A 26106-nucleotide genomic window follows, 5' to 3' on the forward strand; every position below is an offset into this window, starting at 1 on the left:
GGCGTGGAGTGGCGGATTCGAAAACGGTTTCACAGTTCCTCCGTGAGAATGGCGTGCGGGTGCGGCCTGGTATTGGTGCGGCTCTTGGCGCGTGGGGCGGCACCGAGGATGAAGGCCCCTTCCGGCTGGTGCCGGTGGGTGCCGTCCGAACTCATGGGTGTGTTGCCTTTCTGTCCGTCAATGTGGGTCCCCCCGTCCCGCACAATGCGGATCGGCTCTCAAAAAGTACCAAGCTGCCGCCAAGAAAGAACCCCTTTGGCCAATATTTCCTTCTGCGCCTCGACGCGGCCACAGGCCCCTGACCTGCGTATTGTCTTTTTCCGGGCCTTCCGTCAGCCTTAGGGAATGGAACGGCCCCGGCACAGGCGGCCAGCCCGCCAGCAACTCCCGGCGCCGCCGCCCGGAGTCCAAACCGAGAATTGGCGGCACCGGCTGTGGGGCCCGGTTATCGGCTTCGGCCTGGTCAGCCTCGCCGCGGACATGGTGTCCGACGGCGCCCGCCCGCTTGGGGGTCCCCTGCTGGCCCAGCTCGGTGCGTCCGCGCTTTTCGTCGGCCTCGTGACCGGCGCCGCGGAGGCCGCGTCCCAGGGGCTCCGGCTGGTGTTCGGCCCTTGGGCGGACCGCACCGGGAAGTACTGGACTTTCACGATGGCCGGCTATGTGCTCACAGCCGTGTGCATCCCGCTGCTCGCGTTGACGCCGTTCGCCGGGACCGCCGGGATGGCCCTGGCAGCCGTGCTCATCATCGGGGACAGGGTTGGCAAAGCCGTCCGCAGCCCGGCGAAAACCGTGCTGCTCGCCGCCGTCGCCGGGCCGGTTGGCCGGGGCCGTGGCTTCGCCGTCCACAAGTCCCTCGATCTGGCCGGGGCGCTTTTGGGCCCGCTGCTCGTCTCGGCGGTGCTGGTTGCCACCGGCTCACTGTCGGCAGCCTTTGCGGTGCTTGTCATTCCGGCGGCGGCGGCGGTGGCGATTCTCGTTTGGCTGCGTCGCCGCGTCCGGGATCCCGGCGCGGACAAGCCCGCGCCCGACGCCTCCGGCGTGCCGGAGCCGTCCCGCGGGAAGCCCGCCGGGCGGCCGCCGTCGGCGTTCTCCAGCGTCTTCATCTTGTTCGCCGTGGCCGCATTCTTCTGGAGCGCCGGACTGGTGGCCTTCGGCGTCATCTCCTATCACCTGACGACCGACGTGGCGGTCCCCGTCTCGGTGGTTCCGCTGCTGTACGCCGGCGCCATGGGGACCGCCGCCGTCGGGGCTCTCGCCAGTGGCGTCATTTACGACCACACCGGGGCGGCCGTGCTCCTGGCGCTGCCCGTGCTGATTATGGCGGTGCCGGTGCTGGCCCTGGCACCGAGCGCCGGGCTCGTGTTCGCTGGCGTCCTGGTCTGGGGCGCCGCCACGGGCATCCAGGACTCCACGGTCAAGGCGCTGGTCGCCGATCTGGTGCCCCAGCCCCGGCAGGGCACGGCGTACGGGGTGTTCGCGGCGTTCGAGGGGGCCGGCGCGTTGGCCGGCGGGGCCCTGTACGGGTCACTCTACGGCGCACGGCCGGCGCTCATCGCTGCCGTGGCCGCACTCCAAGCGACGGCCCTTGTCCTGCTGTTCGTCACGCTGCACCGGGTCCGGCACGCGTCACCTGGCCACGGGCCCGCGGATAGGCGGAGCTAACGCGCCCAGACCGAGGCCGCGCCGGAATGTCCCGTGATGATGCTCTGGTAAATGAAGAAGGCCCCCGCCAGGGCGCCGGCAACCAGGACGACTCCCCGGACAATCCGGTTGCTCCGAAGTCCGCCGAGGAACGCCAAGCGCCGGCCAAAGGGCTCGAAGGTGACTATCAACATTGCCGCGACCAGGATGAAAAAGATCACGGAAACCACTTTGAGCACGTCGCCCTGCTGGGCGTGCTCGTGGGCCAGCGCCGACGCCGGACGGATTTTCTCCAACTGTTCCCCTGCCTGTGCGGTCAGGAGTGTCACTGGCACCAGCCCCAGTGACAACACGCCCAGGGGCCAGGCCAGGTAAGCCCACCAGCGCCGTGCCACGGCATAAATGATGGCACCGAGACCTGCGATCGGCGCAAGGACCACTACGGCGTGGACCAGCAGGACATGGGCCGGGAGCCCACCAATTTCGATCACGTGAATCTCCTCCAGAACGTGAGGGCACCGGGTCTGATGACGGGGCCGCGAACTCGTGGCGGGGCCGGACTCCTATGATTCTTGCATGGGATCGCGGGAACTAGCGGGCATTGCCGGGCCGCTCTATGCATTGCCCTACGGGGAGTTCGTGGCTGCAAGGACGGCCGCGGCCAAAGAGGTCAGTTCCGTGGGCGTCACCGCCGCCGAGCAGCGTGCCCTGGCGGCCGAAGTCCGTGCCCTGCCCAAGCCGTCGGTGGCGGCATGGGCGGTGAACATGCTGGCCGCGCACAGCCCCGAAATCCTGCGGGAGGTCGCTGGACTGGGAACGTCGATGCAGGCGGCGCAGGACGCCCTGGATGCAGCGGACCTCCGGCGCCTCGCCCAGCAGCGGCGCCAGCTCCTCGCCAGCGCAGTAAGGGCGGCACACGCCCTGGCGGCCCAGCACGGACGGGCCATCAGCGCCGCCGTCGCGACGGAAGTGGAGCAGACCCTGCGGGCCGCCACCGCCGACCCGGGCGCCGCAGCCGCTGTGCAAAGCGGCTGTCTGCTCCGGGGGCTCTCGGCGGACGGGGTCGACGTCGTTGATCTTACCGGCGCCGTGGCTGTCCCGGGGAGCCATGCCGCCGCGGCGCCCGGTACTGGAGCCGTGCCGGCAACGGCCGGCGTCCGCGGGACACAACCGGCGTCCGCCGCCCGCGGGACCGAACCGCACCGGACCGCACAGGGCGGCGGAACTGCCGGCGGAAAGCCGCCAACGGAACAGCCCCGCCTCCGGGCCGTCGGGACAGCCCGGGTGACGCCCACGCCGTCGGCGGTGGAGCGGGCACGGGCCGGCCTGGAGGCAGCCGAAGTGGCCGCCGCGGAGGCCGACGAGGAAGCAGGCCGCGCGGCCGCGGAGCTGGCCGAGGCGACGGCGGAAACCACGCTGCTGGCCGATGAGGTGCGCGAACTCAGGCGGCGTCTGGACACGGCAGAAGCCGGGCTCAAAACGGCCCGGAAGCGTCACGAGCTGGCAGCGGCCCTGGCGCAGCAGACGGCACGGGCCGCCGACCGGCAGCGCCGAAAGGAAGTCCTGGCGCGGGAACGGGTGCTGCGGCTCGGCAACACGCCGGAGGAGTGAAGTCTGAGTGTCGGGGGTCGGTTGCACACTGGAATCATGGAGAACAACCAGAATTTCCAGCAGAGTTTCCACCAAGAGGCGGATTTCAACGACGCACAGGACGGCGTTCTGTATTTCGCGGTCACCTACCTGGACACTGACTGCGGCCGGATCCGCACCGAGAGCTTCGATGACGCTGCTGCCGCGGACCGCTTCGCCAGCCGGTGCGTTGCCGGCGAAGACGGCTGGGCCGTGGTCGATGCAATCACGGCGAAAGAGCGCCGGGCCGCCGCCTGACTCGGTAGTCCTTCCAGGCCGGCGCCTGGGTCCGGGCCTTCAGTCTCCGAGCGCGCGGGGTTGGCCGGTCACGGTCCCGGCCGGCGGGAGGGGGGCCGGACGCCCAAAGGGCCTCCACCCCTTGCGGGGTGAAGGCCCTGCGCAAACGCCGGCTGGCAGCCGGCGTCGCGGGAGTTGCTTAGGCGAAGTCGGAGACGGCCGGATCCGGACCGATCCGGCCGGCGTCTTCGGCGGAGCGGTCAAGCCCGTTGATGGCCTGGATGTCGGTCTCGTCGAGGCTAACGTCCAGGGCCGCGTAGTTCTCCCGGATCCGGGACTCGGTCACCGACTTCGGAATAACCACGTTGCCGATGGCCAGGTGCCACGCGATGACAACCTGGGCCGGGGTGGCGCCGTGCTTGGCGGCAATCTCGGCAATGACGGGGCTCTCGAGGAGCTCGCCGCCCTGGCCCAGCGGCGACCACGCCTGGGTGAGGATGCCCTTGGACGTGTTGAATTCGCGCAGGTCGGCCTGGCTGAAGAACGGGTGCAGTTCGACCTGGTTGATGGCCGGAACCACGCCGGTCTCATCGATCAGGCGCTGCAGCCCCTCCTTGGTGAAGTTGGAGACGCCAATGGTCTTGACCCGGCCCTGCTTCTGCAGCTCGATGAGGGCCTTCCAGGTGTCAACGTATTTGTCCTGCTTAGGCTGCATCCAGTGGATCAGGTACAGGTCCAGAGTTTCGAGGCCGAGGCGCTCCATGGATTCCTCGAACGCCTTCAGCGTGGACTCGTAGCCCTGATCCGCGTTCCACAGCTTGGTGGTGATGAAAATTTCCTCGGGCTTAAGGCCGGAACGCTCAATGGCGCGGCCCACGCCTGCTTCGTTGCCGTAGATCTTTGCCGTGTCGATGTGGCGGAAGCCGGCCTCAAACGCCTGGACAACCACCTTTTCGGCCACGTCATCTTCAACCTGCCACACCCCGTAGCCAAGCTGGGGGATGGTGTTTCCGTCATTGAAAGTCAGTTCCGGTGAAAAAGTCATATAAGTATCCTGCCAACTTCGGCGCCCTCCGGCCAGCGACAGGGCGCCGCTAAGCTAGGCGCGTAACCGGGAATACCCGGGATTTCAGGGAAATTCTGGGAATATCGGGAGCACCAACCACGCCGGGACGGTCCTGCGCAAAGACCAATCCGCGAAGCGGCTCAGGCCGGCGTCGGCCTGCTGCCGTCGGCCTCGGCAAGCCGCCGCTCGGCGTCGTGGACCTGTTCCAGCACGGAATCGGCGCGCCGGCGCACCGACGCGGCACCCGCCGGGACCGGCCCCACGGCGAGCCGGAGCATCGCGGCCGCCTCGGCCGTCATGGCCAGCGAATTGCCTGCCGTCGACAAGGCCCGGTGAACGCCTGCCAGGGGTCCCGGGATATCCAATCCGTTGCTGGGAAACCGTCGCTGGGCCTCCACGCAGACCACCCTGACCCGGGGCGCGAGTGCGGAGAGCTGGTTGGCGATCTCGACGAGTTCGCCGTACAGCGCCTCGTCCTCGACCCCCTCGAGGACCTGGTGGTAGCGGTCAAGTCCGCGGTTGAACCGGTCATGGGCGCGCCGCCAGAGCCCTTTGCCGAGTTCGGCGTCGTCTCTGCGGCCCTGCAGTGCTGCGCTGAAGAAGCCCAAGGTCGCGCTAAAGGTACTGGCCCGGACCGTGGTCCGGGTCCATGGGTTCGGGCGGCTCCGAGGGATCAGCACCGCGACGCGGTGCTGCGGCCCGGACCGGTTCGCCGTTCTCCCCGATGATGACGCCCGGCGCGATCACTGTTCCTGGGGGCAGCTGGCGCAGCTGCATCTGGGCGTAGGCGTGCTCCCTGGCGGCGTGCTGCGCCGCGATGGCCGTCTGGATGCCGTGGAAGAGTCCCTCAAGCCAGCCGACCAGCTGGGCCTGGGCTATCCTCAGTTCCGCGTCGGAGGGGGTGGCGTTCTCCGGAAAGGGAAGGTTGATCCGTTCGAGCTCCTCAACGAGCTCCGGGGCCAGGCCGTCCTCGAGTTCCTTGATGGAACGGTCGTGGATTTCAGCCAGCCGGACGCGGGCCGCGTCGTCCAGCGGCGCGGACCTCACCTCGTCCAGCAGCTGCTTGACCATCGTGCCGATCCGCATGACCTTCGCGGGTTGGTCCACGAGGTCCTGAAGTTCGCTGCCCCGGGGCGGCCTGGGCCCGGCACTGGATCCATCGGCGCGGCCGGACGGCACTGCAGCCGGTGAGGCCAAGGGCGTACCGGGCAGGGCGTCATCCAGGGGCGTGCCTTCGACGGGCACGTCGTCCGCAGTTTGGGCGCCGGACTGAGTGTCGTGCTGATCGCTCATGGCTTCATACTCTCACGCGCCCGGCGGCGCGGACCCGGCGTCCGCCGGAAGCGGAAGGGGCGGCGCCGGACACTCTCGTGCCCAACACCGACCCCTCCCCCGGCCAGAGCGGCACCCGCTCCGCAACACAGCTCAGCAGCACCGCCCTTGCGGGTTGGTGTCCTGCCGGTCGGTCTTCTCACGCCAAAACTCCCGCTCCGTCAGGGGAGGGTCGGTGTGTCCAGAGGCCTCATGGTGCTCCAGGTACTTTTTGTAGGCGTCGGCGCCCAGCACCCCGCCGAGGTACCCGGCAAACCCGCGGAAGCCGGCAAGGACCGCGTTCACGCCCGGCTCCGCATCAATGGTGCCCGGACTTTTCGAGCCGCTCTCCGGTCGGGAGTTGGTTCCACGCGGCCGCGAGGTCACGCTCCGCCGCCGTGGGGACAAACCCTGCCGGGGCGAAGACACGGGAAGCCTGCGCGGGGTCTTCGTTCTCGGCGTTGGGCAGCCCCGCGGCCGTGTTCCGCAGGGCCTTGATGGTTGCCATTACTGCCGTGATGATGACGATGATGCTCAGCACCACGAAGACGATCGAGAGCCATCCCTGGATCATCGTGTTGCGGACCACCGCCTCCATGGCGGCCTGGGTCTTGGCGGTGCCGAAGGACGTCTTGCCGTCCGCCAGCGCCTTGGTGAAGGCAGCATTGTTGGCGAAGTAGCCCACCGCCGGAACGGGCGAGAAGATCTTGTAGAAGCTCGCCGTGATGGTCACGACGGCGGCGAACGCCAGCGGCGCCGCCACGATCCACAGGTACTTCGGGGCGGTGCGTTTGGCAGCAATGGCCAGGCAGACCGAGAGGGCGATGGCCGCGAGCAGCTGGTTGGCGATCCCGAACAGCGGGAACAGGGTGTTGATGCCGCCCAGCGGGTCGGTGACGCCCATCAGCAGGACCGCGCCCCAGGCGGCCACCATGATGGCGGTGCAGAGCCAGGCGCCCGGGCGCCAGGAGTGCTCCTTGAACTTCGGGACGAAGTTGCCGATCGAGTCCTGGAGCATGAAGCGGGCAACGCGGGTGCCGGCGTCGACGGCCGTGAGGATGAAGAGGGCCTCGAACATGATGGCGAAGTGGTACCAGAAAGCCATCATCGCGGTGCCGCCGATGAACTGCTGCATGATGTGGGCAAGGCCGACGGCGAGGGTGGGCGCCCCGCCCGAGCGCGACACGATGCTTTGCTCCCCCACGTCCTTGGCCGTCTGCGCGAGATCACCGGCCGTGATGTTGACGCCGGACAGGCCCAGGCTGTTGACCCACGCGGCCGCGGTCTCGACGGTCCCGCCGGTCAGCGCCACAGGGGCGTTCATGGCGAAGTAGATGCCGCGGTCAATGGAGATTGCGGCCACGAGGGCCATGATGGCCACGAAGGACTCCATGAGCATGCCGCCGTAGCCGATCAGGCGCGTCTGGCGCTCCTTCTCGATCAGCTTCGGCGTGGTGCCGGAGGCGATCAGCGCGTGGAACCCGGACAGTGCGCCGCAGGCGATTGTGACGAACAGGAACGGGAAGAGGGCGCCGGAGAACACCGGACCGTTGTCCCGGCCGGCGAACTCGCTGAAGGCCGGCACGGTGATTTCGGGGCGGACCACGATGATGGCCAGGGCCAGCATCACGATCACGCCGATCTTCATGAACGTGGAGAGATAGTCGCGGGGGGCCAGGAGCAGCCACACGGGCAGGATTGCTGCGATGAAGCCGTAGACGATGAGGCCCCACGCGATGGTGACCTTGTCCAGGTGGAAGAACGCGGCACCCCATTCGGTGCCCGCCACGGCACCGCCGCCGATGATGGCGGCCATGAGCAGCACGAAACCGATCAGGGACACCTCCATGACCTTGCCCGGCCGGATGAAGCGCAAGTACACGCCCATGAAGAGGGCGATCGGGATGGTCATGCCCACCGAGAAGACGCCCCAGGGGCTCTCGCCGAGGGCGTTGACAACCACCAGGGCGAGGATGGCGACGATGATCACCATAATGAGCAGGGTCGCGACGAGGGCGGCCGTGCCGCCGATGACGCCGAGTTCCTCGCGGGCCATCTGGCCCAGGGAACGGCCGCCGCGGCGCATGGAGAAGAACAGGACCAGGTAATCCTGGACGGCACCGGCAAGGACGACGCCGATGATGATCCAGATCGTGCCGGGCAGGTAGCCCATCTGGGCCGCGATGACCGGGCCCACCAGGGGGCCGGCGCCGGCGATAGCGGCGAAGTGGTGGCCGAAGAGGACGTTGCGGTCCGTGCGGACGTAGTCCTTGCCGTCGGCCTTGTATTCGGCCGGGGTGGCCCGGCGGTCATTGGGCTTGGTCAGGTAACGCTCAATGACCTTGGAGTAGAAGCGGTAGCCGATCAGGTAGGTGCAGACCGACGCGAAAACAAACCAGATGGCGTTGACGGTCTCGCCGCGGACGATTGCGAGCATGAACCAGGCGACGCCGCCCAGCAGCGCGATGGCCGCCCACAGCGCGATCTTGGCGGGCGTCCAGGTGCGGTCCGCGGCGTCGCGGACGGACTCATCCACCGACGTCGGCGGGAGGGACGGGTCCGGAACGACCCCGTCGTCGAGTTGTGCGGTGCCGTGCGTGCTGGCGCCTCGCATGCTCCCGTGCGTGCTGTCGCCTTGTGTGCCATCTGGCATTGTGCCCATGTCTCCTCCTTGAGAAACCCAACGGGCAGTCCACCGGTACAGAACTGCCCCCCGCACCCTACCAATGCGGGCGGGCCCGGGCGGCAGTCCTGCGCCCGGCGGTGGGGATTGCGCGACGAGCGGTCGGCCGCGCTACGCCTGGAGGTTGCTGAGCTGCATGAGGCGGGCCTCGCAGAGGTCCAGCCAGCGCACTTCGGCTTCGGTCTGGAAGATGAGGGAGTCCAGCACCAGGAGCCTGGCGGTGTCGGCCGGGCGCTGGAGTGCGGCCGTGTCGCGGCGGGACTTGGTGTAGTCCTGCAGCGCCCGGATGGATACCGCCCGCTGTGCCTGGATGATGGCGCCGACGTCGGTCCCGGGAATCGTCAGGCCGAGGGCGAGCTTGATGGCCAGCTCATTCCGGGGCGGATTCGCGCGGGACACCGGGGCCATGAACCAGGCGCCGACCTCAGTCCGGCCGGCCGTCGTGATGCTGTAGATGACGTGCCCGTCGCCGTCGCCGCCGTCTTTGCGGACCAGCCCGTCGCGTTCCAGCCGGTCCAGGGTGGTGTAGACCTGCCCGATGTTCAGCGGCCAGGAGGATCCGGTGCGGTCCTCGAATTCGGTCCTGAGCTGATAGCCGTAGCGCGGGCGGTCCTGCAAGAGGGCGAGGAGACTGTGACGGATAGACATGGCGCCCCCCGGAATCGCGAATTCACGAAATCACACAGCATACACGCGCCCCAAGACGCGTGTATACCGCGTATGGACCTACGTTATCGTCATTGTTGCCCCGGCCGCAAAACATTGCATACTCCGACCGGAATAAGTAGGCCCCGACCTGCGGTTTAAGCCGGATCCGGCTTCCCCCTACATGACCAGCAGGACCTTGCCCACGTGGTCGCCGGAATCGAAATAGGCGTGTGCGGCGGCGACCTGGTCCAGCGGGAAGGTCTTGGCCACGAGGGGCCTGATCCTGCCGTCGGTCAGCATCGGCCACACGGCGTCGCGGACGGCGTTCATGATCACGGTCTTTTCCTCGACCGGGCGGGGACGCAGCGCTGTGGCGATGATGGCGGCCCGCTTCCGCAGCAGCTGGCCAAGGTCCAGTTCCGCCTTCGCACCGCCCTGCAGCCCGATCACCACGAGGCGTCCGTAGTCGGCGAGCGCATCGATGTTCTGCTCGAGGTACTTGGCGCCGACGACGTCGAGGATGACGTCCGCGCCTTTGCCGCCGTTTTGCGCGCGCAGGCTCGCCGGGAAACTCTCCTCCGCGTAGTTGATGGCGATGTCCGCCCCGAGGAAGGCCTTGGCGGTGCCGACCTTTTCCGCGTTCCCGGCCGTCGTGGCAACCCGGGCGCCCATGGCCTTGGCAAGCTGGATGGCCATGGTTCCGATGCCGCCCGTGGCTCCGTGGATGAGGACAGTTTCGCCCGGCTGCAGCTGCGCCGTCATGATCAGGTTGGAATAGACCGTCGCCGCGACCTCGGGCAACGATGCCGCCGTGACCAGATCCACGCCGTCGGGGATCCTCAGGACCTGGCCCGCGGGCACGGCCACCTGCTGGGCATAGCCGCCGCCGGCGAGCAGCGCCACCACCTTGTCCCCCACGGAAAACGCCTTGGTAACGCCCGGGCCGAACCCTGCAATCCGGCCGGAGACCTCCAACCCGGGGATCTCGGAGGCGCCCGGGGGCGGCGGGTAGAAGCCCCTGCGCTGCTGGACGTCGGCACGGTTAAGGCCCGCGGCCACGACGTCGATCAGCACCTCGCCGGGGCCGGCCACCGGGGACTGGACCTCACGGACTTCCAGGACCTCGGGTCCGCCGGGCTCTGAGATATAGACAGCCTTCATGGAGCACTCCCGATTCCTAACTGGCTCCGCGCACGTTCGCCGCGATCGCCAGGTCCGATCAACATCACTCCCCAGAATATGGCGGGGAGCTGCACACGTCCGCAAGCGCACCGTGTTTATGGTTTTTGTGGCAGCCGACTGCCTATGAAAGACTACTCGTTAGGGAAGGTTGTCCGAGCGGCCGATGGAGCTGGTCTTGAAAACCAGTGTGCGGTAACCCCGTACCAAGAGTTCGAATCTCTTACCTTCCGCGGGAGCGCAGATCTTGCGCGGTTCTAGAGGCCGGCCCGGGGCGATCGAAAGATCGTTCCGGCCGGCCTTACTCGTCCCCCGGCCCGGAGTGAACCTCCTCACCAGGCTCAGAATCATCATCCTGGCAACGGGGAACGGCGGGCTCACCACGAGTGCCCTTTTCAACAACCCCGCGTTCCCGACCCGGGCCGCCGCTAGAGCCTGGATGGCAACCGACCAATACGCCCAGCTTAAGGCGCTGCTCATCAGCCTGAACTACGTTTAAGGCAACTCCGGCGCCGGGTAACACGCTCTCTGGCGGGCACGAAACGTGCCCTCCCGTCAGCTGGTTGCCCGGCTCCGTTCGGTGGTGGCGTCTTCGCCTGCACTCCAGCTGGCCAGGAGGTGCAGCCGTTCGGCTGAGGGCGAGCCCGGCTCGGCGGTGTAGACCAAGAGGACCAGGCCCGGCTCCGCGGTGATCGCAAGTTCCTCGTAGGCCAGCGTGAGTTCGCCGGCCACGGGGTGGTGAAAGCGTTTGGTGCCGGACCCGTGGGTTCGCACATTATGGGCGCCCCACAGTGTCCGAAACGTCTCACTGCGGGTCGACAGTTCGCCGACCAGGTCCTGCATGGTGCGGTCGTGGGGGTCGCGGCCGGCTTCAGCGCGCATGATGCCGACGCACATCTCAGCGAACAAGTCCCAGTCGGGGTAGAAGTCGCGCGAGGCGGGGTCAAGGAACTGGAACCGCGCCAGGTTTGGGGTTCGGCCGCCGTCCCCGATCACCGGAGAGTAGAACGCCCGGCCCAACGCGTTCGTCGCGAGCAAGTTCTGGTACGGGTCGCGAACGAATGCGACGCCCTCGGTGATCGCTTCCAGCGCCCACTGGAGGCTCAGACGCGACCCGGCCTGGACGGTCGCGCGCCTGCGCGACCGCCCAGGGGCCGGGATGCCGTCTGCGGCGCGGGCCAGGTCGAACAAGTGCGCACGCTCGGTGTCGTCAAGCCGGAGGGCACGGGCGATGGATTCGAGCACGGAAGAGGACGCACCGGCGATGGAACCGCGCTCCAGCTTGGCGTAATACTCCACGCTGACGTCGGCGAGGACCGCAACCTCGCTGCGCCTCAATCCAGCCACCCGTCGGTTCGAGCCTGCCGCGAGGCCCGCTTCTGCCGGCGTGAGTCGTGCACGGCGCGACATCAGGAACTCACGCACTTCACCCCGGTTATCCATGCATCAAGGGTAAATCGCTGCGGCCGCACAAGGGGTTCCCTCCCGGTACACGTCTCATCGGGGACTCCCCCGCCCGCGAAAATCGGGCTTGACTGGCCGGAGGGTTGAGCAGTGCTTCCCGGCCTGCGGAACGGTTGACGCCGTCGGGCGACGCGCCACTTCCTGTGGCTGCGCAGCCGCGCTCGACCAACCCCAACGGTGAGGCATTACCGCCACGCACGAAAGGAACCGCATGACGACCGCCCCCACCCGGACACCGGCACAGGAAGCCAGCGCATTACGCGGCGGCATACGAGAGGACAGCGCACGAGAAGACAATGCACGGCAAAGACTGCCCCTGACCGCACTCGTGGTCCTGGCCGCCATGGGATTTATCCTCGTCGCCACCGAGACGATGCCCGCAGGCCTGCTTCCTGTCATTGCCGCCGGCCTCCACACGGGCGAATCCACGGTGGGTCTGCTGGTCAGCGCGTACGCCCTTGGAACGGTCGTCGTCACCATCCCCGCGATCATGCTGACGCGTGGCATGCGACGAAAGCCGCTCCTGCTTGGCGGTATCGCCGGTCTCGTGCTTGCCACAACGGTCACCGCAGTCTCACCCGATGTGACGTTGTCACTCGTGTCACGATTCTTTGCGGGCGCATTCTCGGGAATCATCTGGGGAATGCTCGCCGCTTACGGGCGCCGCATCAGCCCGCCCCGGCACGCAGGGCTGTCCTTGGCCATCGTGTCCACCGGGGCGCCCCTCGGATTCGCGTTCGGCACCCCACTCGGCGCCTGGATCGGAACAGCTTTCGATTGGCGCTGGTCTTTCGGTGCCCTGTCCGGCCTCGGGGTCATCGTGGCTGCGCTGATCCTCGGATGCGTCCCCGACGCCTCCGGCCAACCGCCAGCGTCACGGCTCCCCCTGGGTCGGGTGTTCAGAATCCCCGGCGTCGCCATCATCCTGGCCGTCATCGTCGCCTGGATGCTCGCCCACAGCACCATCTACACCTACATCGCCCCCTACCTCCGGGCCACCGACACCGGCCTCTCCGCCAGCCTGGTCCTGCTGGTCTACGGCATTGCGTCCGTCGTCGGAGTCGCCGTCACCGGCGCGCTGCTGGACCGCCATCCGAGGCCCCTCCTTCACCTCAGCGTCACCGTGTTCGTCGCTTCCGGACTCATTCTGCTGATCGGACATGCATCGGCAATGGCCATCCTGATCGCCGCCGCGCTCTGGGGCCTTACCTTCGGCGGCGCTTCAGCCCAAGTCCAGGGACCCCTCACCACCGCCGGAGGCGACAACGGAGACGTCGCGAATGCATTCCTCCCGGTCGCCTTCAACCTGGCCATCTTCGGCGCGGGCATTCTCGGTGCGCTCCTCCTGACGCCATTCGACGGGCTGGTGCTCCCGGTCGTCATGATCGCCCTCGGCATCACTGCCCTGCTGCTCACCCTGTACGGCCGGCGCTCGGCATTCCCGCGCCGGCTCTGACTCGCTATGCATTGAAACTGTCGGTGCCCCGTCATAGTCTCTCTGTGTCTCCACCCCGTCTCCACCACAAACCAGAGTCCGGCGGCCGCACGTCAACGGCCGCCACAGAGAGCAGGAGCTTCCATGCCCACACCCGAGCACTCCAACGGCGCACCATGTTGGATCGACCTCATGACATCCGATGCTGAAAAGGCCAAGTCGTTCTACGGTGCGCTGTTCGGCTGGACGTACCAGACCGGCGACGAAGCAAAATATGGTGGCTACATCACTGCCTGGAAAGACGGCAAGTCCGTCGCCGGCCTGATGCAGAAGCAGGAGGATCAGGCCGCCTGGCCGGACATGTGGTCCACGTACCTGCGCTCGGAGGACGCCGCTGCCACCGTCAAGGCTGCAACGGAACACGGCGGCCAGGTCTACATGGCGCCCATGGACGTCCCCGAACAGGGCAGCATGGCCATGATCGCCGACGCCACGGGCGCGTCGGTCGGCGTGTGGCAGCCGGCTGAGATGAAGGGCTATGAGCTGGCGGCCGAGCCCGGCGCCCCGGCGTGGCACGAGCTCCACGCCAAGGACTACGCCGGTGCCGTCAAGTTCTACCAGGACGTGTTCGGCTGGGACACCGACGTCATGAGCGATACCCCGGAGTTCCGCTACACCACCCTGGGCGCAGGCCCGGCGGCCAAGGCCGGGATCATGGACGCGTCGGCCTACCTCCCCGCCGAGGTCCCGTCCAACTGGCAGGTCTACTTCGCCGTGGACGACGCCGATGCCTCCATCGAGACGGCGGTGTCCCTCGGCGCCAAGGTGATTGACGGGCCGGACGACACCCCGTTCGGCAGGCTCGCGACGCTGGCTGACCCCACCGGCGCGATGTTCAAGATCGTGGCTGACACCGGACAGGGCGGGCAGTCCGCCACGGACGCCTAACTGCCTAACCGGCAAAGGCCCCGAAGCTCTTCCCACCTAATTACAAAAATTGTTGTAGGAAATACCGGCCAGACCCTTCCCCAAGGGCTACTGGCCGGTATTCTGCTGTGGAGCGTCCGGTGGAGGCACCCGGACACCGCTCACCCGCATCACCAGTCACCATTGCCCGGGGCTTTCGAGCCGCTCCGGGAAGGCTGCGGCGCGTCCCGCTGGGGGACGTTCCGCCGAATGCACGTGTAGTCCATACGTTGTTCATTCACCCCTGTTTGGATGGGCCCGGCACGACTTGACCAGGAGTTCTGGCCGGCCACTGTCCGCTGCACCCTGCGGACGCACTGCACCCTGCCCTTTACCCGGGGCACCCTAATGAGAGTCAGAGCGGATGAAACAAACACCCTGGAAAACAGCGCTGGGCACAGCACTGTCGGCGGCCCTGATCGCAGCCCCATTGGCGGCCGTGCCGGCTAATGCCACGGAACCCTCGCCGGCGGCAACCGGAACCTCGCCGGTGGTCATCAACGAGGCCTACCTCAGCGGCGGCAGTTCCGGCGCGGCCTTCAAGAACAAGTTTGTCGAGCTGTACAACGGCTCCGACGCGCCGGTCTCGCTGGAGGGCTGGAGTCTCCAGTACCGCTCAGCCCCAGGCACCGGGGCACCGAGTTCGGTGTCAGCCCTGGCCGGCAGCATTCCCGCCAAGGGCTACTACCTGCTCAAGGGCGGCAGCAACGGCACGGTCGGCGCCGACCTGCCGGCTGCCGACGCCACCGCCACCGGCTTCAACCCGGCCGGCGGCGGAGGCACGATCGTGCTGGCCAAACAGGCCGCCGCGCTCAACCCGTTGCCGACGGGCTCGGTGATCGAACCGGCCAACGTCGCGGACCTCCTCGGCTACGGCACCTCCAACACCTTCGAGGCCCAGGCAGCCGCTGCGCCGTCGGGCAACACCGACGTCAAGAGCCTGAACCGCAGCAGCGGCGCGGACACCAACAACAACGCCGCTGACGTCACCCTCAACGCAGCCATCACGCCGAAGACCGCCAATGGAGCCGCGGGCCCCGTGGATCCGCCCGTGGACCCGCCCGTGGACCCGGGCACTCCCCCCGCCAGCAAGACCATCGCCGAAATCCAGGGCACCGGCGCCGCGAGCCCGCTGGCAGGATCCTCCGTCACCACGCGCGGCCGCGTCACCGCGACGTTCCCCACCGGCGGCTTCGCCGGCTACTACGTCCAGACCCCCGGCACTGGCGGCGATCTCACGCCCGCCAACCACGCGGCGTCGGACGCGGTGTTCGTCTACTCGCCGTCCACGGTCGACTCCGTCAGGATCGGCGACTACGTCGAACTCACCGGCGCCGTCAGCGAATTCTTCGGCATGACGCAGCTGACCGTCGCCGCGGCGGCCGACCTGAAGAAGCTCACCGAGGCCGCCCCCGAGGTCAAGGCCACCGGCTTCGCGCTGCCCGCCGACGAGGCCTTCCGCGAATCCCTGGAGGGCATGCTGCTCGCCCCGCAGGGCCCGGTTACCGTCGCGGACAACTTCTCACTGAACCAGTACGGCGAGATCGGCCTGGCCGGCGGCACCACCGCGCTGGAGCAGCCCACCGCCGTCGCGGCCTTCGGCTCCGCGGAGTACACCGCCACGGTCGCGGCGAATGCCGCCCGCGGCATCAAGCTCGACGACGGCGCCACCACGAACTTCCTCAAGGACGCCGCCACCAAGGCCCAGGTGCTCCCGTACCTGACCACGGCCGATCACGTCCGGGTCGGCGCGCCGGTGACGTTTAAAACCAACGTAGTGCTCAGCTACGCGAACAGCGCCTGGAAGTTCCAGCCCCTGACCCAGCTGACGGCGGCCAACGCGGACACCGTGCAGCCGGCCAGCTTCGGCGCCACCCGGGCCGAGACCCCGGCCGCTGTGGGCGGCAACCTCAAGCTCGCCTCCTTCAACGTACTGAACTACTTCCCCACCACCGGCGACCAGGTGGCCGGCTGCACCTTCTACCCGGACCGGGACGGCAACCCCATCACGGTCAAGGGCGGCTGCGATGTCCGCGGCGCCGCGAACGCCGAGAACCTCAAGCGGCAGCAGGACAAGATCGTCGCCGCCATCTCCAAGTCCGGGGCCGACGTCGTCACCCTGATGGAGGTCGAAAACTCGGCCCAGTTCGGCAAGACCCGGGACGACGCACTCGCCAAGCTGGTGGACGCCCTGAACATCGCCACACCGGGGATCTGGGACTACGTCCGCACGCCCGCCAACGCACCCCCGCTGGCCGACGAGGACATGATCCGCACCGCGTTTATCTATAAGAAGGCTGCCGCCGAACCAATCGGCGAGTCCGTCATCCACAACGACACGGTCGCTTTCGCCAGCGCCCGCAAGCCGATGGCCCAGGTCTTCAAGCCCGTGGGCGCCGCGGATGACAAGAAATTCATCGCGATAGCCAATCACTTCAAGTCCAAGGGTTCCGCCGCCACACCGGAGGACACCGACAAGGGCCAGGGCGCCTCTAACCTCGCCCGCACCGCCCAGGCCAAGTCCCTGCTGGCGTTTTCCGACGAACTGCAGAAGTCCAAGGGCACCGACAAGGTCTTCCTGATCGGCGACTTCAACTCCTACGCCAAGGAGGACCCGATCAACGTCCTCACGGGCGCCGGGTACGTCAACCAGGACGAGAAGGCGACAAACGCCAACGGTTCCGCCAAGCATTCCTACCTGTTCGGCGGCCTCGTGGGCTCGCTGGACCACATCCTCGCCTCGCCGGCGGCCAACGCCGCCGTCACCGGCGCGGACATCTGGAACATCAACTCCGTGGAGTCCGTGGCCCTGGAGTACAGCCGCTACAACAACAACGTCACCGATTACTACGCTCCGGACCAGTTCCGCGCCAGCGACCACGATCCGGTGGTGGTGGGCCTGGACTTGCCCGTCACCCCGGCCAGCGTGGAGCTGAACTTCCTGGGCATCAACGACTTCCACGGCCGCATCGACTCCAACACGGTGTTCTTCGCGGGGACCATCGAGAAGCTGCGCGCCGCTGCCGCCCCGGGCGCCACGGCGTTCATTTCGGCCGGCGACAACATCGGCGCCTCGCTGTTCGCCTCGGCCATCGCCAAGGACCAGCCGACCATCGACGTGCTGAACGCGCTGGACCTGCGCACTTCCGCGGTGGGCAACCACGAGTTCGACGGCGGCTGGGCTGACCTGCGCGACCGCGTCACCGCCGGCGGGACCAACGCCAAGTTCCCGTACCTGGGCGCCAACGTCTATGCGAAGGGCACCACCACGCCGGTCCTGCCGGAATACACGGTCCTGGACATGAACGGCGTCAAAGTCGGCGTGATCGGCACGGTCACGCAGGAAGTGCCGTCCCTGGTCACGCCGTCGGGCATCGCGGACCTTGAGTTCGGTGACCCCGTTGACGCGATCAACCGGGTCGCGGCAAAGATCAAGGCGGACAAGCTTGCCGACGTCATCATCGTGGAGAACCACGACGGCGCCGGGTCAGGCGCACCCGACGGCGCCACTTTGGAGCAGGAAATTGCCGCCGGCGGCCCCTTCGCCAAGATGGTCCAGAAGGTCACCCCGGATGTGGCGGCGATCTTCAACGGCCACACCCACAAGCAGTACGCCTGGGACGCCCCCGTCCTGGACGCGGCGGGCCAGCCCACGGGCAAGACCCGCCCGATCGTCCAGACCGGAAACTACGGCGAGTTCATCGGCCAGATCCAGCTGACCATCGACACCAAGACCATGGCGGTGACCGGGTACAAGGCCGGCAACGTCCAGCGCACCACGAGTGCCGCGCAGCCCGCGGCCGATCTCGTGGCCGCCTACCCGCGGGTCGCGGCCGTCAAGGCCATCGTGGACAAGGCCCTGGCCGACGCCGCCGTGGTGGGCAACCAGCCGGTCGGCAAGGTCACCGCGGACATCACGACGGCGTTCGCCGGTTCCCCCGCCGTGCGCGATGACCGGGCCAGCGAGTCCACCCTCGGCAACCTGGTGGCGGACTCCCTGGTGGATGCGCTGAAGGCGCCGGACCTCGGCGCCGCCGAAATCGGCGTCGTCAACCCGGGCGGCCTGCGCAACGAGCTGTACTACGCACCCGACGGCACCATCACGTACGCCGAGGCCAACGCGGTGCTGCCGTTCGTGAACAATCTGTGGACCACGTCGCTCACGGGCGCGCAGTTCAAGACCCTGCTGGAACAGCAGTGGCAGACCAACCCGGACGGCACGGTCCCCAGCCGCGCCTACCAGCAGCTGGGCCTGTCCAAGAACGTGAACTACACCTACGACGCCGCCCGTGCCGCCGGTGACCGGATCACCTCGATCCGGGTCAACGGGGCATTGATCGACCCGGCGAAGTCCTACCGGATCGGGACGTTCAACTTCCTGGCCACCGGCGGCGACAACTTCCGCATCTTCAAGGAAGGCGCCGGCACCAAGGACTCCGGGCTCGTGGACCGCGACGCGTGGATCAAGTACCTGCAGGGCCACAACCCGGTCTCGCCGGACTTCGCCCGCCGCTCCGTGGCGGTCGTGAACACGACGGCGGCCGAGGTCAAGGGCGGCGAACCCATCACCCTGGCGGTTTCGAAGCTGGACCTCACCTCGCTGGGCAGCCCGGTGAATGCCTCGCTGCGCGCCGAATTCACGGATGCTGCCGGCACCGTGACGGCCCTGGGCACGGTACCGGTGACCGCCGGCGCCGCCACGGTGAGCGTGTCGGTCCCCGCCGGCGCCGCCGCCGGCACGGGCACCCTGGTGCTCACCGCCGTCGAATCCGGCACGGTGGTGAAAACGGCAGTGAAGGTCGCGGCCAGCGTCCCCGTCCCGCCGAAGTGCACGCCGCCGGTCAAGCCGACCAGGCCCGGGGATGTCGTCGGCCAGGTGAACTACGGGACAGCCATGGCCGCCTACCGGAAGTGCCTCCAGGGCTGATGCCTTAGCCCGGGCTTCCTGGTCCCGCACCACGGCACATGCCCTCCCCTGGCCCGCAGCAATGGACATATGCACCAAGTGTCCGCCGCCCGGCCCCACGGGAGGGCATGTCCATTCTTGGAAACAGGCGAGCCACAGGGCATGCCCACTCCTGGCCCGCAGCACTGGACATAAGCACCAAGTGTCCGCCGCCCGGCCCCACGGGAGGGCATGTCCATTCTTGACGGTCACGCGAGCCACTGGGCATGCCCATTCCTGAGCGGCGGCGGGGCGGGCTAGTGGTCCAGGATGTCGCGGGCGATCTCGTCGGCGTCGCGCAGGGTGCGCTGGCCGCTGCGGTAGACCGGGCCGGTCTTCGGCCGGGCCTCGGCGGCGATGGCCGTGCCCCATTGCGTGGCGGAGAGCTGGAGCCCGAGCACGTATAGCCCTGGTGTCACGGACCCGTTGGCACCCAGCGGGCGGTAGGGATGCGGGACGACGTCGAGCCCGGTGGTCTGCACCGGGGTCCCCTCCACGGTCATCATGAGGCGCGGCCGCACCAGCCCCTCGGCGAGCAACTGTTCCAACAGGGGCGAAGAGTTGACGGCCACGCGGTTGGCCGGGGCCAGCGCCTCGATCATCGCTGCCGCGGACACGGCGCCCGCCACTGCGTTCTCCATCCGCGCCCTCACCGCACCCGCATTCGCCGTCCCCGAAGCGGCACCGATCACGCCGGCACTGCCCACAAAACCACGGACCCCAGCACCGCCCGCGGCGGCACCACCGATGCCGGCAGGCTCCATTGCGGCACCTTCGGCCCCGCCGTCGGCGCTTTCATCCGTTCCGCCGCCCACCCACGGCGAGGCCGCGGTGAATGTCCGGGCCCGGCGATTCACGCCGAACTTGGGGTCCGGGCCCACGAAACGCACGATTCCCGCCCGTGCCAGTGCCGCGAGCTGCGCGGAGCGCAGCGCCGGCGGCCCGCTCGCCAGGCCTTCCACGAATGATTCGAACCAGCCCCGGAGGCCCGCGACCCAGGATTCGTCCGTGATGCCGCTATCGGCCACGGCGGTCTTGAGCACTGCCCGGCCGTGGTGCAGCGCGCCGATCGCCATTTTCACGGGGTCGTCCTCGCCAAGGGCCGAGCGCCGGGCGTCGTCGAGCAGGTAGTCGACGACGGCGGCGTCCAGTTCGGCTCTGGAGTCGAACGAGCGCCCGGCCAGGGGCGCCGCGAGGCCGAGCAGGTCCAGCCGGTAGGCGGCCCGGACATGGACGGCAATCACCGATTCCGCGGTGTGCTCCCACTTGGCGGTCGAATGCGCGTGGGGCCGCAAGGACTCGTTCAGGGCGCGCAGGAACTCGGCCGGGTCGGTCAGGATGGCATCGGGCTGCGAGCGCGCGAGCGTTGAGTAGTAGGCCCAGACCGCGTCCCGGTGCAGGAGCGGCCAGAGGTCGTAGTCGAAGGAGGGCCGGATTCCGGAGCCGGCGAACTTCGCGATCGCGTCCTCGGTGCAGTAGCGCAGCCGGACCGTTCCGGGGTAGTAGCCGGTGAGTGTCGCCTTCGCCCGGTAGGGGGTGCCGCGGCGTGAGGCGGCGATGATGAGCGGTTCGCGGCCGGACGGCAGATACGTCAGTTCACCGTTGTCCTCGCCGGCAACGAACCGGCCGCCGCGCCCTTCCGTCAGCTGTCCCATCACGTCAAAGAAGTTCAGGCCCATGCCGCGCACCAGGACCGGTTTGCCGGCCGGCACGCGGGACCAGTCGACGTCGGCGGGCGCCGCCGGCGGCACGTACAGGAGGCCGAGTTCTTCCGCCGCGGAAAGCAGCTCCCGCTGTTCAGGGTTCAACCGCGCGTCGAGGTGGCCCACGGCCAGCACCACGGAGTCGACGGTCAGCACGGTGCCGTCGTCGAGCACGACGTCGAACCGCACCGAAGCTTCCTCCGCGCCGGCCGGCCCGGAGGCGGCCGCAAGCACGGAGGCGGCGGCCGGCCCCGCGGCGGCGTGGCGGACGGACGTCGCCGTCGCCGCGTGGAAATCCACGCTGACGCCGGCCGGCAGCACGGTGAGCAGTTCCTCGAGGGTGGACCGCAGGTAACGGCCGTAAAGGGCCCGGCTGGGGAAGTCCGCCTCGCCGAGCCGGGAGACCTCGGCCCGTTCGTCGTCAGTGAGCGAAGGGTGCGGGTGGGCCTGCTGGCGTTCGCGCCACTGGTCGAACGTGTGCCCGGCCAGGGGCGGCGCGAGTTCGGGGTCCTCGGGGACCACGGTGGGATAGAAGGACTGCGTGTTCATCAGGTACAGCCGCGACTGTCCGGGCTGCCAGACGTGCCCCGGGCCCGCCGGATAAGGGTCGACCACGTCGATGTGCAGGGTGCCCGCGGAGCCGGCGGAGGCCCAGTTGGCGAGGAGCCGTTCCAGCACGCTCGTGCCCCGGGGACCGGCGCCTATCACTGCCGTCCGGATGCTTCGAGATATGCCCACGGCATCCAGCGTATCGGCAACCCGGCCGCCGGCTTGCCCTCCGTGTGACTTGCCACTGCCGCACCGATGTTCTTGGATGGGAAAATGACCACCACAGAAGCTGACCACCCGTCCGCGTCCGGCGAGGCCACCGGCGCCCTCCCGGCTGGAGGGACTTCCCCCGAACCCGTCGACGAGAACATCTGGCTGGAGGACATCTACGGCCAGGAGCAGCTGGCGTGGGTCCGTGAACAGAACGCGCGCACCGAGGAGCTCCTCGAGGATGCCGACTACGCCGACCTCGAAGGCCGGATCCTGGAGGTCCTCGACTCCACCGACCGGATCCCCATGGTGGGCAAGCACGGCGAGTGGTACTACAACTTCTGGAAGGACCGGGACAACCCCAGGGGCTTGTGGCGCCGCACCAGCTGGGACAGCTACCGGGCCGGGACCCCACAGTGGGATGTCCTGCTGGATGTCGACGCCCTCGCCGCCGCCGAAGGCCAGGACTGGGTCTTCCACGGCGCCAACTTCCTCCGCCCGGCCCCGGGTGAACCCCACCGGCGGGCCCTGCTGGCCTTCTCCCCCGACGGCGGGGACGCGAACCGCCACCGGGAGTTCGACGTCGAGGCCCGCGGCTTCGTGGACCCGGCCGACGGCGGCTTCGACCTCCCGACCGGCAAGGGCAACGCCTCCTGGCTGGACGGGGACACCCTGCTGGTCGCCACCACCGCCCAGGACCTGCCGCGGACCACTTCGTCCTATGCCCGCACCGGGGTAAAGCTGCGCCGCGGCGGCTCCCTGGCGCAGGCTGAGCAGATCTTCGACATTCCCGAGGACCACATGATGGCGATCGTGGCCCACGACTCCACTCCGGGCTTCGAACGCACGTTTGCCGTCGACTGGATCAGTTTTTTCGAGAAGAACACCTCGGTGCTGCGCGATGGTGCGTGGGTGCAGCTCGACGTGCCGGCGGACGTGAACCTGAGCTCGCACCGCGAATGGCTGCTGTTCCGCCCGCAGCGTGACTGGACCGTCAACGGCACCACGCACCCGGCGGGCTCCCTGCTCGCGGCCGGGTTCGAGGACTTCCTCGCCGGCTCCCGGGACCTCGCCGTGCTCTTCACGCCCGATCCGCACACCTCCCTGCAGTCCTGGAGCTGGACGCGGGACTTCCTGCTGCTGAACCTGCTCCGGGACGTGTCCTCGGAAATCCACGTCCTGGATCCGCGGCGCCCGGGCACGGACGCCGCATGGGCGGCCACCGTGCTGGACGCCTGCCCGCCGCTGCACGACGTCAATGCCTTCGCGGTGGATGACGAGGACGACGCCGAGGGCACGAACGACGACGGTACCGGCGGCGCCACCTCGGTCGCCGAGGGCGAGGCGCCGGGCGCCGGGAACGACTTCTGGCTGGTGGCCACCGGCTTCACGACGCCGACCACCCTGACCCGCGGGACACTCACCCGCGACGGCGGATCGGTAACCAGCACGCACGAGGTAATCCGGACCTCGCCGTCGTTCTTCAACGAGGACGACTACGAAGTCCAGCAGCACTTCGCCGCCTCCAGCGACGGCACGAAGATTCCGTACTTCCAGGTGGCCGCCAAGGACCTGGTGCTGGACGGCCAGAACCCGACCCAGCTTTCCGGCTACGGCGGCTTCGAGATTTCGCGGACGCCGGCGTACAGCGGCGCGATCGGCCGGGCGTGGCTGGAGCGGCGCACCGCTGAGTCCAGCGGCGCCGAGGGCGAGGGCACGCACCGCCGCGGCGGCGTCTACGTGGTGGCGAACATCCGCGGCGGCGGCGAGTACGGGCCGGACTGGCACCGCGCCGCCCTGCAGGGCAACCGCCACCGGGCGTACGAGGACTTCGCCGCCGTCGCGAAGGACCTGATCTCCCGCGGCGTCACGTCCCGTCAGCGGCTCGGCTGCGTGGGCGGGTCCAACGGCGGGCTGCTGGTGGGCAACATGCTCACGCAGTACCCGGAGCTGTTCGGCGCCGTGTCCTGCGGGGTCCCGCTCCTGGACATGCGCCGGTACACCAAGTTGTCCGCGGGCTATTCGTGGATCGGCGAATACGGCGACCCCGACGTGCCGGAGCAGTGGGAGTTCCTGAAGACGTTCTCCCCGTACCACCTGCTCAAGGACGGTGTGGACTACCCGGAGACGTTTATCTGGACGGCGACCTCGGATGACCGGGTGGGCCCGGTCCAGGCCCGGAAGATGGCGGCCCGCATGCAGGCCATGGGCATCCCCAATGTCTGGTTCCACGAAGCCCTCGAGGGCGGCCACGCGGGGGCCTCGGACAACCGGCAGGCCGCGGCCCTGCAGAGCCGCAGCCAGCATTTCCTGTGGCGTGCCCTGGCCGGCCAGGAGGCCTGATCCCGCGCCCCTGCCGCCGACGGCAACGCGGGGTCATATCCGGCCCATCCGGCGCCCCGTCATGGACCGGAAGTGACCCCGTGTTGTTCTGGAGCGGCCGTTTTGCACTGCGTGGCACCTTCTGCGTATCCTTGGTTGGCTAGTTAATAGCAATTGGAGACGTGCCAGAGCGGCCGAATGGGCTTCACTGCTAATGAAGTGTGGGGCACAACTCCACCGGGGGTTCAAATCCCCCCGTCTCCGCGTTTGGCCCCGGTCCTCGGACCGGGGCCTTTTGCGTTCCCGGGCAGGCCACGACGACACGACGCCGTTCAGACGTCGTTCGTTCGCCCTGGTCTGCCCCCGGCATTCACGTCCCGCCGCCCAGCCCGTCCGGTGGCCGGACGCCTCACGCCCGCCGGCGGATCCGGATGGCAGGATAGGCCCATGTCGAGCAACCCCATGAGCATCAGTGCGTTTGACGCCATCATCGTCGGCGGCGGCCACAACGGCCTGGCCGCGGCCGCGTACCTGGCCAAGGCCGGGCAGGACGTCCTGGTCCTGGAAAAGCTGGAAAACCCCGGCGGCGCCGCGGTATCCGCGCATGCGTTCGACGGCGTCGACGCCCGCCTCTCGCGCTATTCGTACCTCGTCAGCCTCCTGCCCCGGCAGATCATCGACGACCTCGGCCTGCGGATCACGCTGGCGCGGCGGCGCTATTCCTCCTACACCCCGGACCCCGCGGACGGCAGCCGGGCCCTGCTGGTGGACAACGGGGACGAGGCCGCCACGGCCGCGTCGTTCGCCGCCGTCGGCGCTCCCGACGGCGAGTTCGGCGCCTTCACCGCGTTCTACGCCGCCTGCCGGCAGCTCACGGAGGCTCTCTGGCCCACCATGACCGCGCCGCTGCTGGCGCGGTCCGACGCGCGGGCCCTCGCCGCCCGGGCCGGGGCCGACGCGGCGTGGGAGGCCATGATCGAACATCCCATCGGACAGGCGATCAGCCGGGAACTGGGCAGCGACCTGGTCCGCGGTGTGGTCCTGACGGATGCGCTGATCGGGACCTTCGCCCGGGCCGACGATGAGGACCTGCAGCAAAACATCTGCTTCCTCTACCACCTGATCGGCGGCGGGACGGGGGACTGGGACGTGCCGGTCGGCGGCATGGGCGCGGTCTCCGGCGAGCTGGAACGGGCCGCGCGCGACGCCGGCGCGACCATCCTGACCTCCGCGGACGTCACGGCCGTCCTGCCCGGCGGCACCGTGGACTACCGCCACGGCGGGCAGGACCACTCGTCTTCCGCCCGGTGGGTGTTGTCCAATGTGGCGCCGGTGGTCCTCGACCGGCTGCGCAACCGGCCCGCCACCGTCACTTCCGCGGGCGCCGTCACTTCAGCCGGTGCCGCTGCCGGCCCCAACCCGAATCATCGCCGCGAGGGCGCGCAGGTCAAGGTCAACCTCCTCCTCAAGCGCCTCCCCCGGCTCCTGGACGGATCCGTCAGCCCCGAGGCCGCCTTTGGCGGGACGTTCCACATCAACGAGACCTGGTCCCAGCTCGACGACGCCTACCGCACCGCGGCCGCCGGAGCCGTGCCCTCGCCGCTGCCGTGCGAAATCTACTGCCATTCGCTGACCGACCCCAGCATCCTGTCCCCGGAGCTGCAGGCCGCCGGCGCCCAGACGTTGACCGTCTTTGGCCTGCACGTCCCGGACCGGCTGGTCACGGCGGAGAACAACGAGGACCGCCGCGCCGAACTGCAGGCGGCTGTGCTGGCCTCCCTGAACTCCGTCCTGGCCGAACCCATTGAGGATCTGCTCCTGACGGATCCGGACGGGCGGCCCTGCATCGAAACCAAGACCACCCTGGACATTGAACGCGCGGTTGGGATGCCCCGGGGCAACATCTTCCACGGCGGCCTCGACTGGCCATTCGTGGAGGACGGCGAACCGCTGGACACCCCGGCGCGCCGCTGGGGCGTGGCGACGGACGATCCGCAGATCCTGCTCTGCGGCTCCGGCGCCCGCCGCGGCGGTGCCGTCAGTGCCATCGGCGGACACAACGCCGCCATGGCCGTGCTGGAATCGGAACCGCCCCTCCGCAATGGGTGATCCTGCGCA

19 protein-coding genes and 2 tRNA genes are annotated in these 26106 nt (G+C 68.7%); 10 read left to right on the top strand and 11 right to left on the bottom strand.

Annotated features, from left to right (window positions below; translation table 11 throughout):
• Positions 1-29: 29 nt before the first annotated feature.
• Entirely contained in the window at positions 30-155 is a 126-nt protein-coding gene (locus C566_RS23330; RefSeq protein ID WP_018774226.1) for a hypothetical protein, read from the bottom strand.
• A 190-nt stretch (positions 156-345) separates the two neighbouring features.
• Between C566_RS23330 and C566_RS0110140 the strand changes: the two genes are divergently transcribed.
• Positions 346-1662 (top strand): MFS transporter, encoded by a 1317-nt coding sequence (locus tag C566_RS0110140; protein ID WP_018774227.1) that lies wholly within the window; start codon positions 346-348, stop codon positions 1660-1662.
• On the opposite strand, the gene C566_RS0110145 is transcribed toward C566_RS0110140, so the two are convergent.
• Positions 1659-2132 carry a DUF2231 domain-containing protein gene (locus C566_RS0110145; protein ID WP_018774228.1) on the bottom strand — a complete coding sequence of 158 codons (474 nt, stop codon included), beginning with the start codon at positions 2130-2132 and terminating at the stop codon, positions 1659-1661. The two genes, C566_RS0110140 and C566_RS0110145, sit on opposite strands and share 4 nt — an antisense overlap.
• A gap of 85 nt (positions 2133-2217) precedes the next feature.
• Here C566_RS0110145 and C566_RS0110150 point away from each other — a divergent pair, with 85 nt between their 5' ends.
• Together C566_RS0110150 and C566_RS21310 are read left to right on the top strand one after the other, a co-directional pair.
• Positions 2218-3252, top strand: a complete 1035-nt coding sequence (locus tag C566_RS0110150; protein ID WP_018774229.1) for a hypothetical protein — start codon at positions 2218-2220, stop codon at positions 3250-3252.
• Positions 3253-3288: 36 nt separating this feature from the next.
• Entirely contained in the window at positions 3289-3528 is a 240-nt protein-coding gene (locus C566_RS21310; RefSeq protein ID WP_018774230.1) for a hypothetical protein, read from the top strand.
• 178 nt (positions 3529-3706) lie between these two features.
• Here C566_RS21310 and C566_RS0110160 read toward each other — a convergent pair whose 3' ends face one another.
• The 7 genes from C566_RS0110160 to C566_RS0110190 form a co-directional block, all read right to left on the bottom strand.
• On the bottom strand, positions 3707-4552 hold the full coding sequence (locus C566_RS0110160; RefSeq protein WP_018774231.1) for an aldo/keto reductase: 846 nt from the start codon (positions 4550-4552) through the stop codon (positions 3707-3709).
• 161 nt (positions 4553-4713) lie between these two features.
• Positions 4714-5181 carry a hypothetical protein gene (locus tag C566_RS0110165; RefSeq protein ID WP_018774232.1) on the bottom strand — a complete coding sequence of 156 codons (468 nt, stop codon included), beginning with the start codon at positions 5179-5181 and terminating at the stop codon, positions 4714-4716.
• Between the two features lie 7 nt (positions 5182-5188).
• On the bottom strand, positions 5189-5866 hold the full coding sequence (locus C566_RS0110170; RefSeq protein WP_018774233.1) for a bacterial proteasome activator family protein: 678 nt from the start codon (positions 5864-5866) through the stop codon (positions 5189-5191).
• Between the two features lie 132 nt (positions 5867-5998).
• Positions 5999-6190, bottom strand: coding sequence for a YbdD/YjiX family protein (locus C566_RS0110175; protein WP_018774234.1), 192 nt, complete (start codon positions 6188-6190; stop codon positions 5999-6001).
• 13 nt (positions 6191-6203) lie between these two features.
• Positions 6204-8498, bottom strand: a complete 2295-nt coding sequence (locus tag C566_RS0110180; protein WP_026266573.1) for a carbon starvation CstA family protein — start codon at positions 8496-8498, stop codon at positions 6204-6206.
• A gap of 180 nt (positions 8499-8678) precedes the next feature.
• Complete coding sequence (locus C566_RS0110185) at positions 8679-9215, bottom strand: PadR family transcriptional regulator (protein ID WP_018774236.1); 537 nt, start codon at positions 9213-9215, stop codon at positions 8679-8681.
• 177 nt (positions 9216-9392) lie between these two features.
• Positions 9393-10376: an NAD(P)H-quinone oxidoreductase gene (locus tag C566_RS0110190; protein WP_018774237.1), complete on the bottom strand. Its 984-nt coding sequence runs from the start codon at positions 10374-10376 to the stop codon at positions 9393-9395.
• A 163-nt stretch (positions 10377-10539) separates the two neighbouring features.
• Here C566_RS0110190 and C566_RS0110195 point away from each other — a divergent pair.
• Positions 10540-10627, top strand: a tRNA-Ser gene (locus tag C566_RS0110195).
• A gap of 322 nt (positions 10628-10949) precedes the next feature.
• On the opposite strand, the gene C566_RS0110205 is transcribed toward C566_RS0110195, so the two are convergent.
• Positions 10950-11837 (bottom strand): helix-turn-helix transcriptional regulator, encoded by an 888-nt coding sequence (locus C566_RS0110205; protein ID WP_026266574.1) that lies wholly within the window; start codon positions 11835-11837, stop codon positions 10950-10952.
• A gap of 232 nt (positions 11838-12069) precedes the next feature.
• Here C566_RS0110205 and C566_RS0110210 point away from each other — a divergent pair, with 232 nt between their 5' ends.
• The 3 genes from C566_RS0110210 (at position 12070) to C566_RS0110220 (ending at position 19186) form a co-directional block, all read left to right on the top strand.
• A complete protein-coding gene (locus C566_RS0110210) occupies positions 12070-13314 on the top strand; it encodes an MFS transporter (RefSeq protein WP_155846854.1) in 1245 nt (414 codons plus the stop codon).
• 123 nt (positions 13315-13437) lie between these two features.
• Positions 13438-14241, top strand: coding sequence for a VOC family protein (locus C566_RS0110215; protein WP_026266575.1), 804 nt, complete (start codon positions 13438-13440; stop codon positions 14239-14241).
• A 382-nt stretch (positions 14242-14623) separates the two neighbouring features.
• Positions 14624-19186, top strand: coding sequence for an ExeM/NucH family extracellular endonuclease (locus tag C566_RS0110220; protein ID WP_018774242.1), 4563 nt, complete (start codon positions 14624-14626; stop codon positions 19184-19186).
• 275 nt (positions 19187-19461) lie between these two features.
• Here C566_RS0110220 and C566_RS0110225 read toward each other — a convergent pair whose 3' ends face one another.
• On the bottom strand, positions 19462-21645 hold the full coding sequence (locus tag C566_RS0110225) for an FAD/NAD(P)-binding protein (RefSeq protein ID WP_026266576.1): 2184 nt from the start codon (positions 21643-21645) through the stop codon (positions 19462-19464).
• An 84-nt stretch (positions 21646-21729) separates the two neighbouring features.
• On the opposite strand from C566_RS0110225, the gene C566_RS0110230 reads away from it, so the two are divergent.
• The 3 genes from C566_RS0110230 to C566_RS0110240 all read left to right on the top strand — a co-directional run bounded on the left by C566_RS0110230 (position 21730) and on the right by C566_RS0110240 (position 26097).
• Positions 21730-24009 (top strand): prolyl oligopeptidase family serine peptidase, encoded by a 2280-nt coding sequence (locus C566_RS0110230; protein ID WP_018774244.1) that lies wholly within the window; start codon positions 21730-21732, stop codon positions 24007-24009.
• A gap of 155 nt (positions 24010-24164) precedes the next feature.
• Positions 24165-24252 (top strand) — tRNA-Ser (locus C566_RS0110235).
• A 183-nt stretch (positions 24253-24435) separates the two neighbouring features.
• Positions 24436-26097 (top strand): phytoene desaturase family protein, encoded by a 1662-nt coding sequence (locus tag C566_RS0110240; protein WP_018774245.1) that lies wholly within the window; start codon positions 24436-24438, stop codon positions 26095-26097.
• Positions 26098-26106 lie beyond the last annotated feature (9 nt).

It is taken from the genome of Arthrobacter sp. 131MFCol6.1, from assembly GCF_000374925.1.
Lineage (GTDB): Bacteria > Actinomycetota > Actinomycetes > Actinomycetales > Micrococcaceae > Arthrobacter.

What these genes read in the sequence shown, in the direction of transcription:
- C566_RS23330 (WP_018774226.1), bottom strand. Translation starts at nt 155, where the DNA reads ATGAGTTCGGACGGCACCCACCGGCACCAGCCGGAAGGGGCCTTCATC.
- C566_RS0110140 (WP_018774227.1), top strand. Translation starts at nt 346, where the DNA reads ATGGAACGGCCCCGGCACAGGCGGCCAGCCCGCCAGCAACTCCCGGCG.
- C566_RS0110150 (WP_018774229.1), top strand. Translation starts at nt 2,218, where the DNA reads ATGGGATCGCGGGAACTAGCGGGCATTGCCGGGCCGCTCTATGCATTG.
- C566_RS21310 (WP_018774230.1), top strand. Translation starts at nt 3,289, where the DNA reads ATGGAGAACAACCAGAATTTCCAGCAGAGTTTCCACCAAGAGGCGGAT.
- C566_RS0110160 (WP_018774231.1), bottom strand. Translation starts at nt 4,552, where the DNA reads ATGACTTTTTCACCGGAACTGACTTTCAATGACGGAAACACCATCCCC.
- C566_RS0110170 (WP_018774233.1), bottom strand. Translation starts at nt 5,866, where the DNA reads ATGAGCGATCAGCACGACACTCAGTCCGGCGCCCAAACTGCGGACGAC.
- C566_RS0110180 (WP_026266573.1), bottom strand. Translation starts at nt 8,498, where the DNA reads ATGCGAGGCGCCAGCACGCACGGCACCGCACAACTCGACGACGGGGTC.
- C566_RS0110185 (WP_018774236.1), bottom strand. Translation starts at nt 9,215, where the DNA reads ATGTCTATCCGTCACAGTCTCCTCGCCCTCTTGCAGGACCGCCCGCGC.
- C566_RS0110190 (WP_018774237.1), bottom strand. Translation starts at nt 10,376, where the DNA reads ATGAAGGCTGTCTATATCTCAGAGCCCGGCGGACCCGAGGTCCTGGAA.
- C566_RS0110205 (WP_026266574.1), bottom strand. Translation starts at nt 11,837, where the DNA reads ATGGATAACCGGGGTGAAGTGCGTGAGTTCCTGATGTCGCGCCGTGCA.
- C566_RS0110210 (WP_155846854.1), top strand. Translation starts at nt 12,070, where the DNA reads ATGACGACCGCCCCCACCCGGACACCGGCACAGGAAGCCAGCGCATTA.
- C566_RS0110215 (WP_026266575.1), top strand. Translation starts at nt 13,438, where the DNA reads ATGCCCACACCCGAGCACTCCAACGGCGCACCATGTTGGATCGACCTC.
- C566_RS0110220 (WP_018774242.1), top strand. Translation starts at nt 14,624, where the DNA reads ATGAAACAAACACCCTGGAAAACAGCGCTGGGCACAGCACTGTCGGCG.
- C566_RS0110230 (WP_018774244.1), top strand. Translation starts at nt 21,730, where the DNA reads ATGACCACCACAGAAGCTGACCACCCGTCCGCGTCCGGCGAGGCCACC.
- C566_RS0110240 (WP_018774245.1), top strand. Translation starts at nt 24,436, where the DNA reads ATGTCGAGCAACCCCATGAGCATCAGTGCGTTTGACGCCATCATCGTC.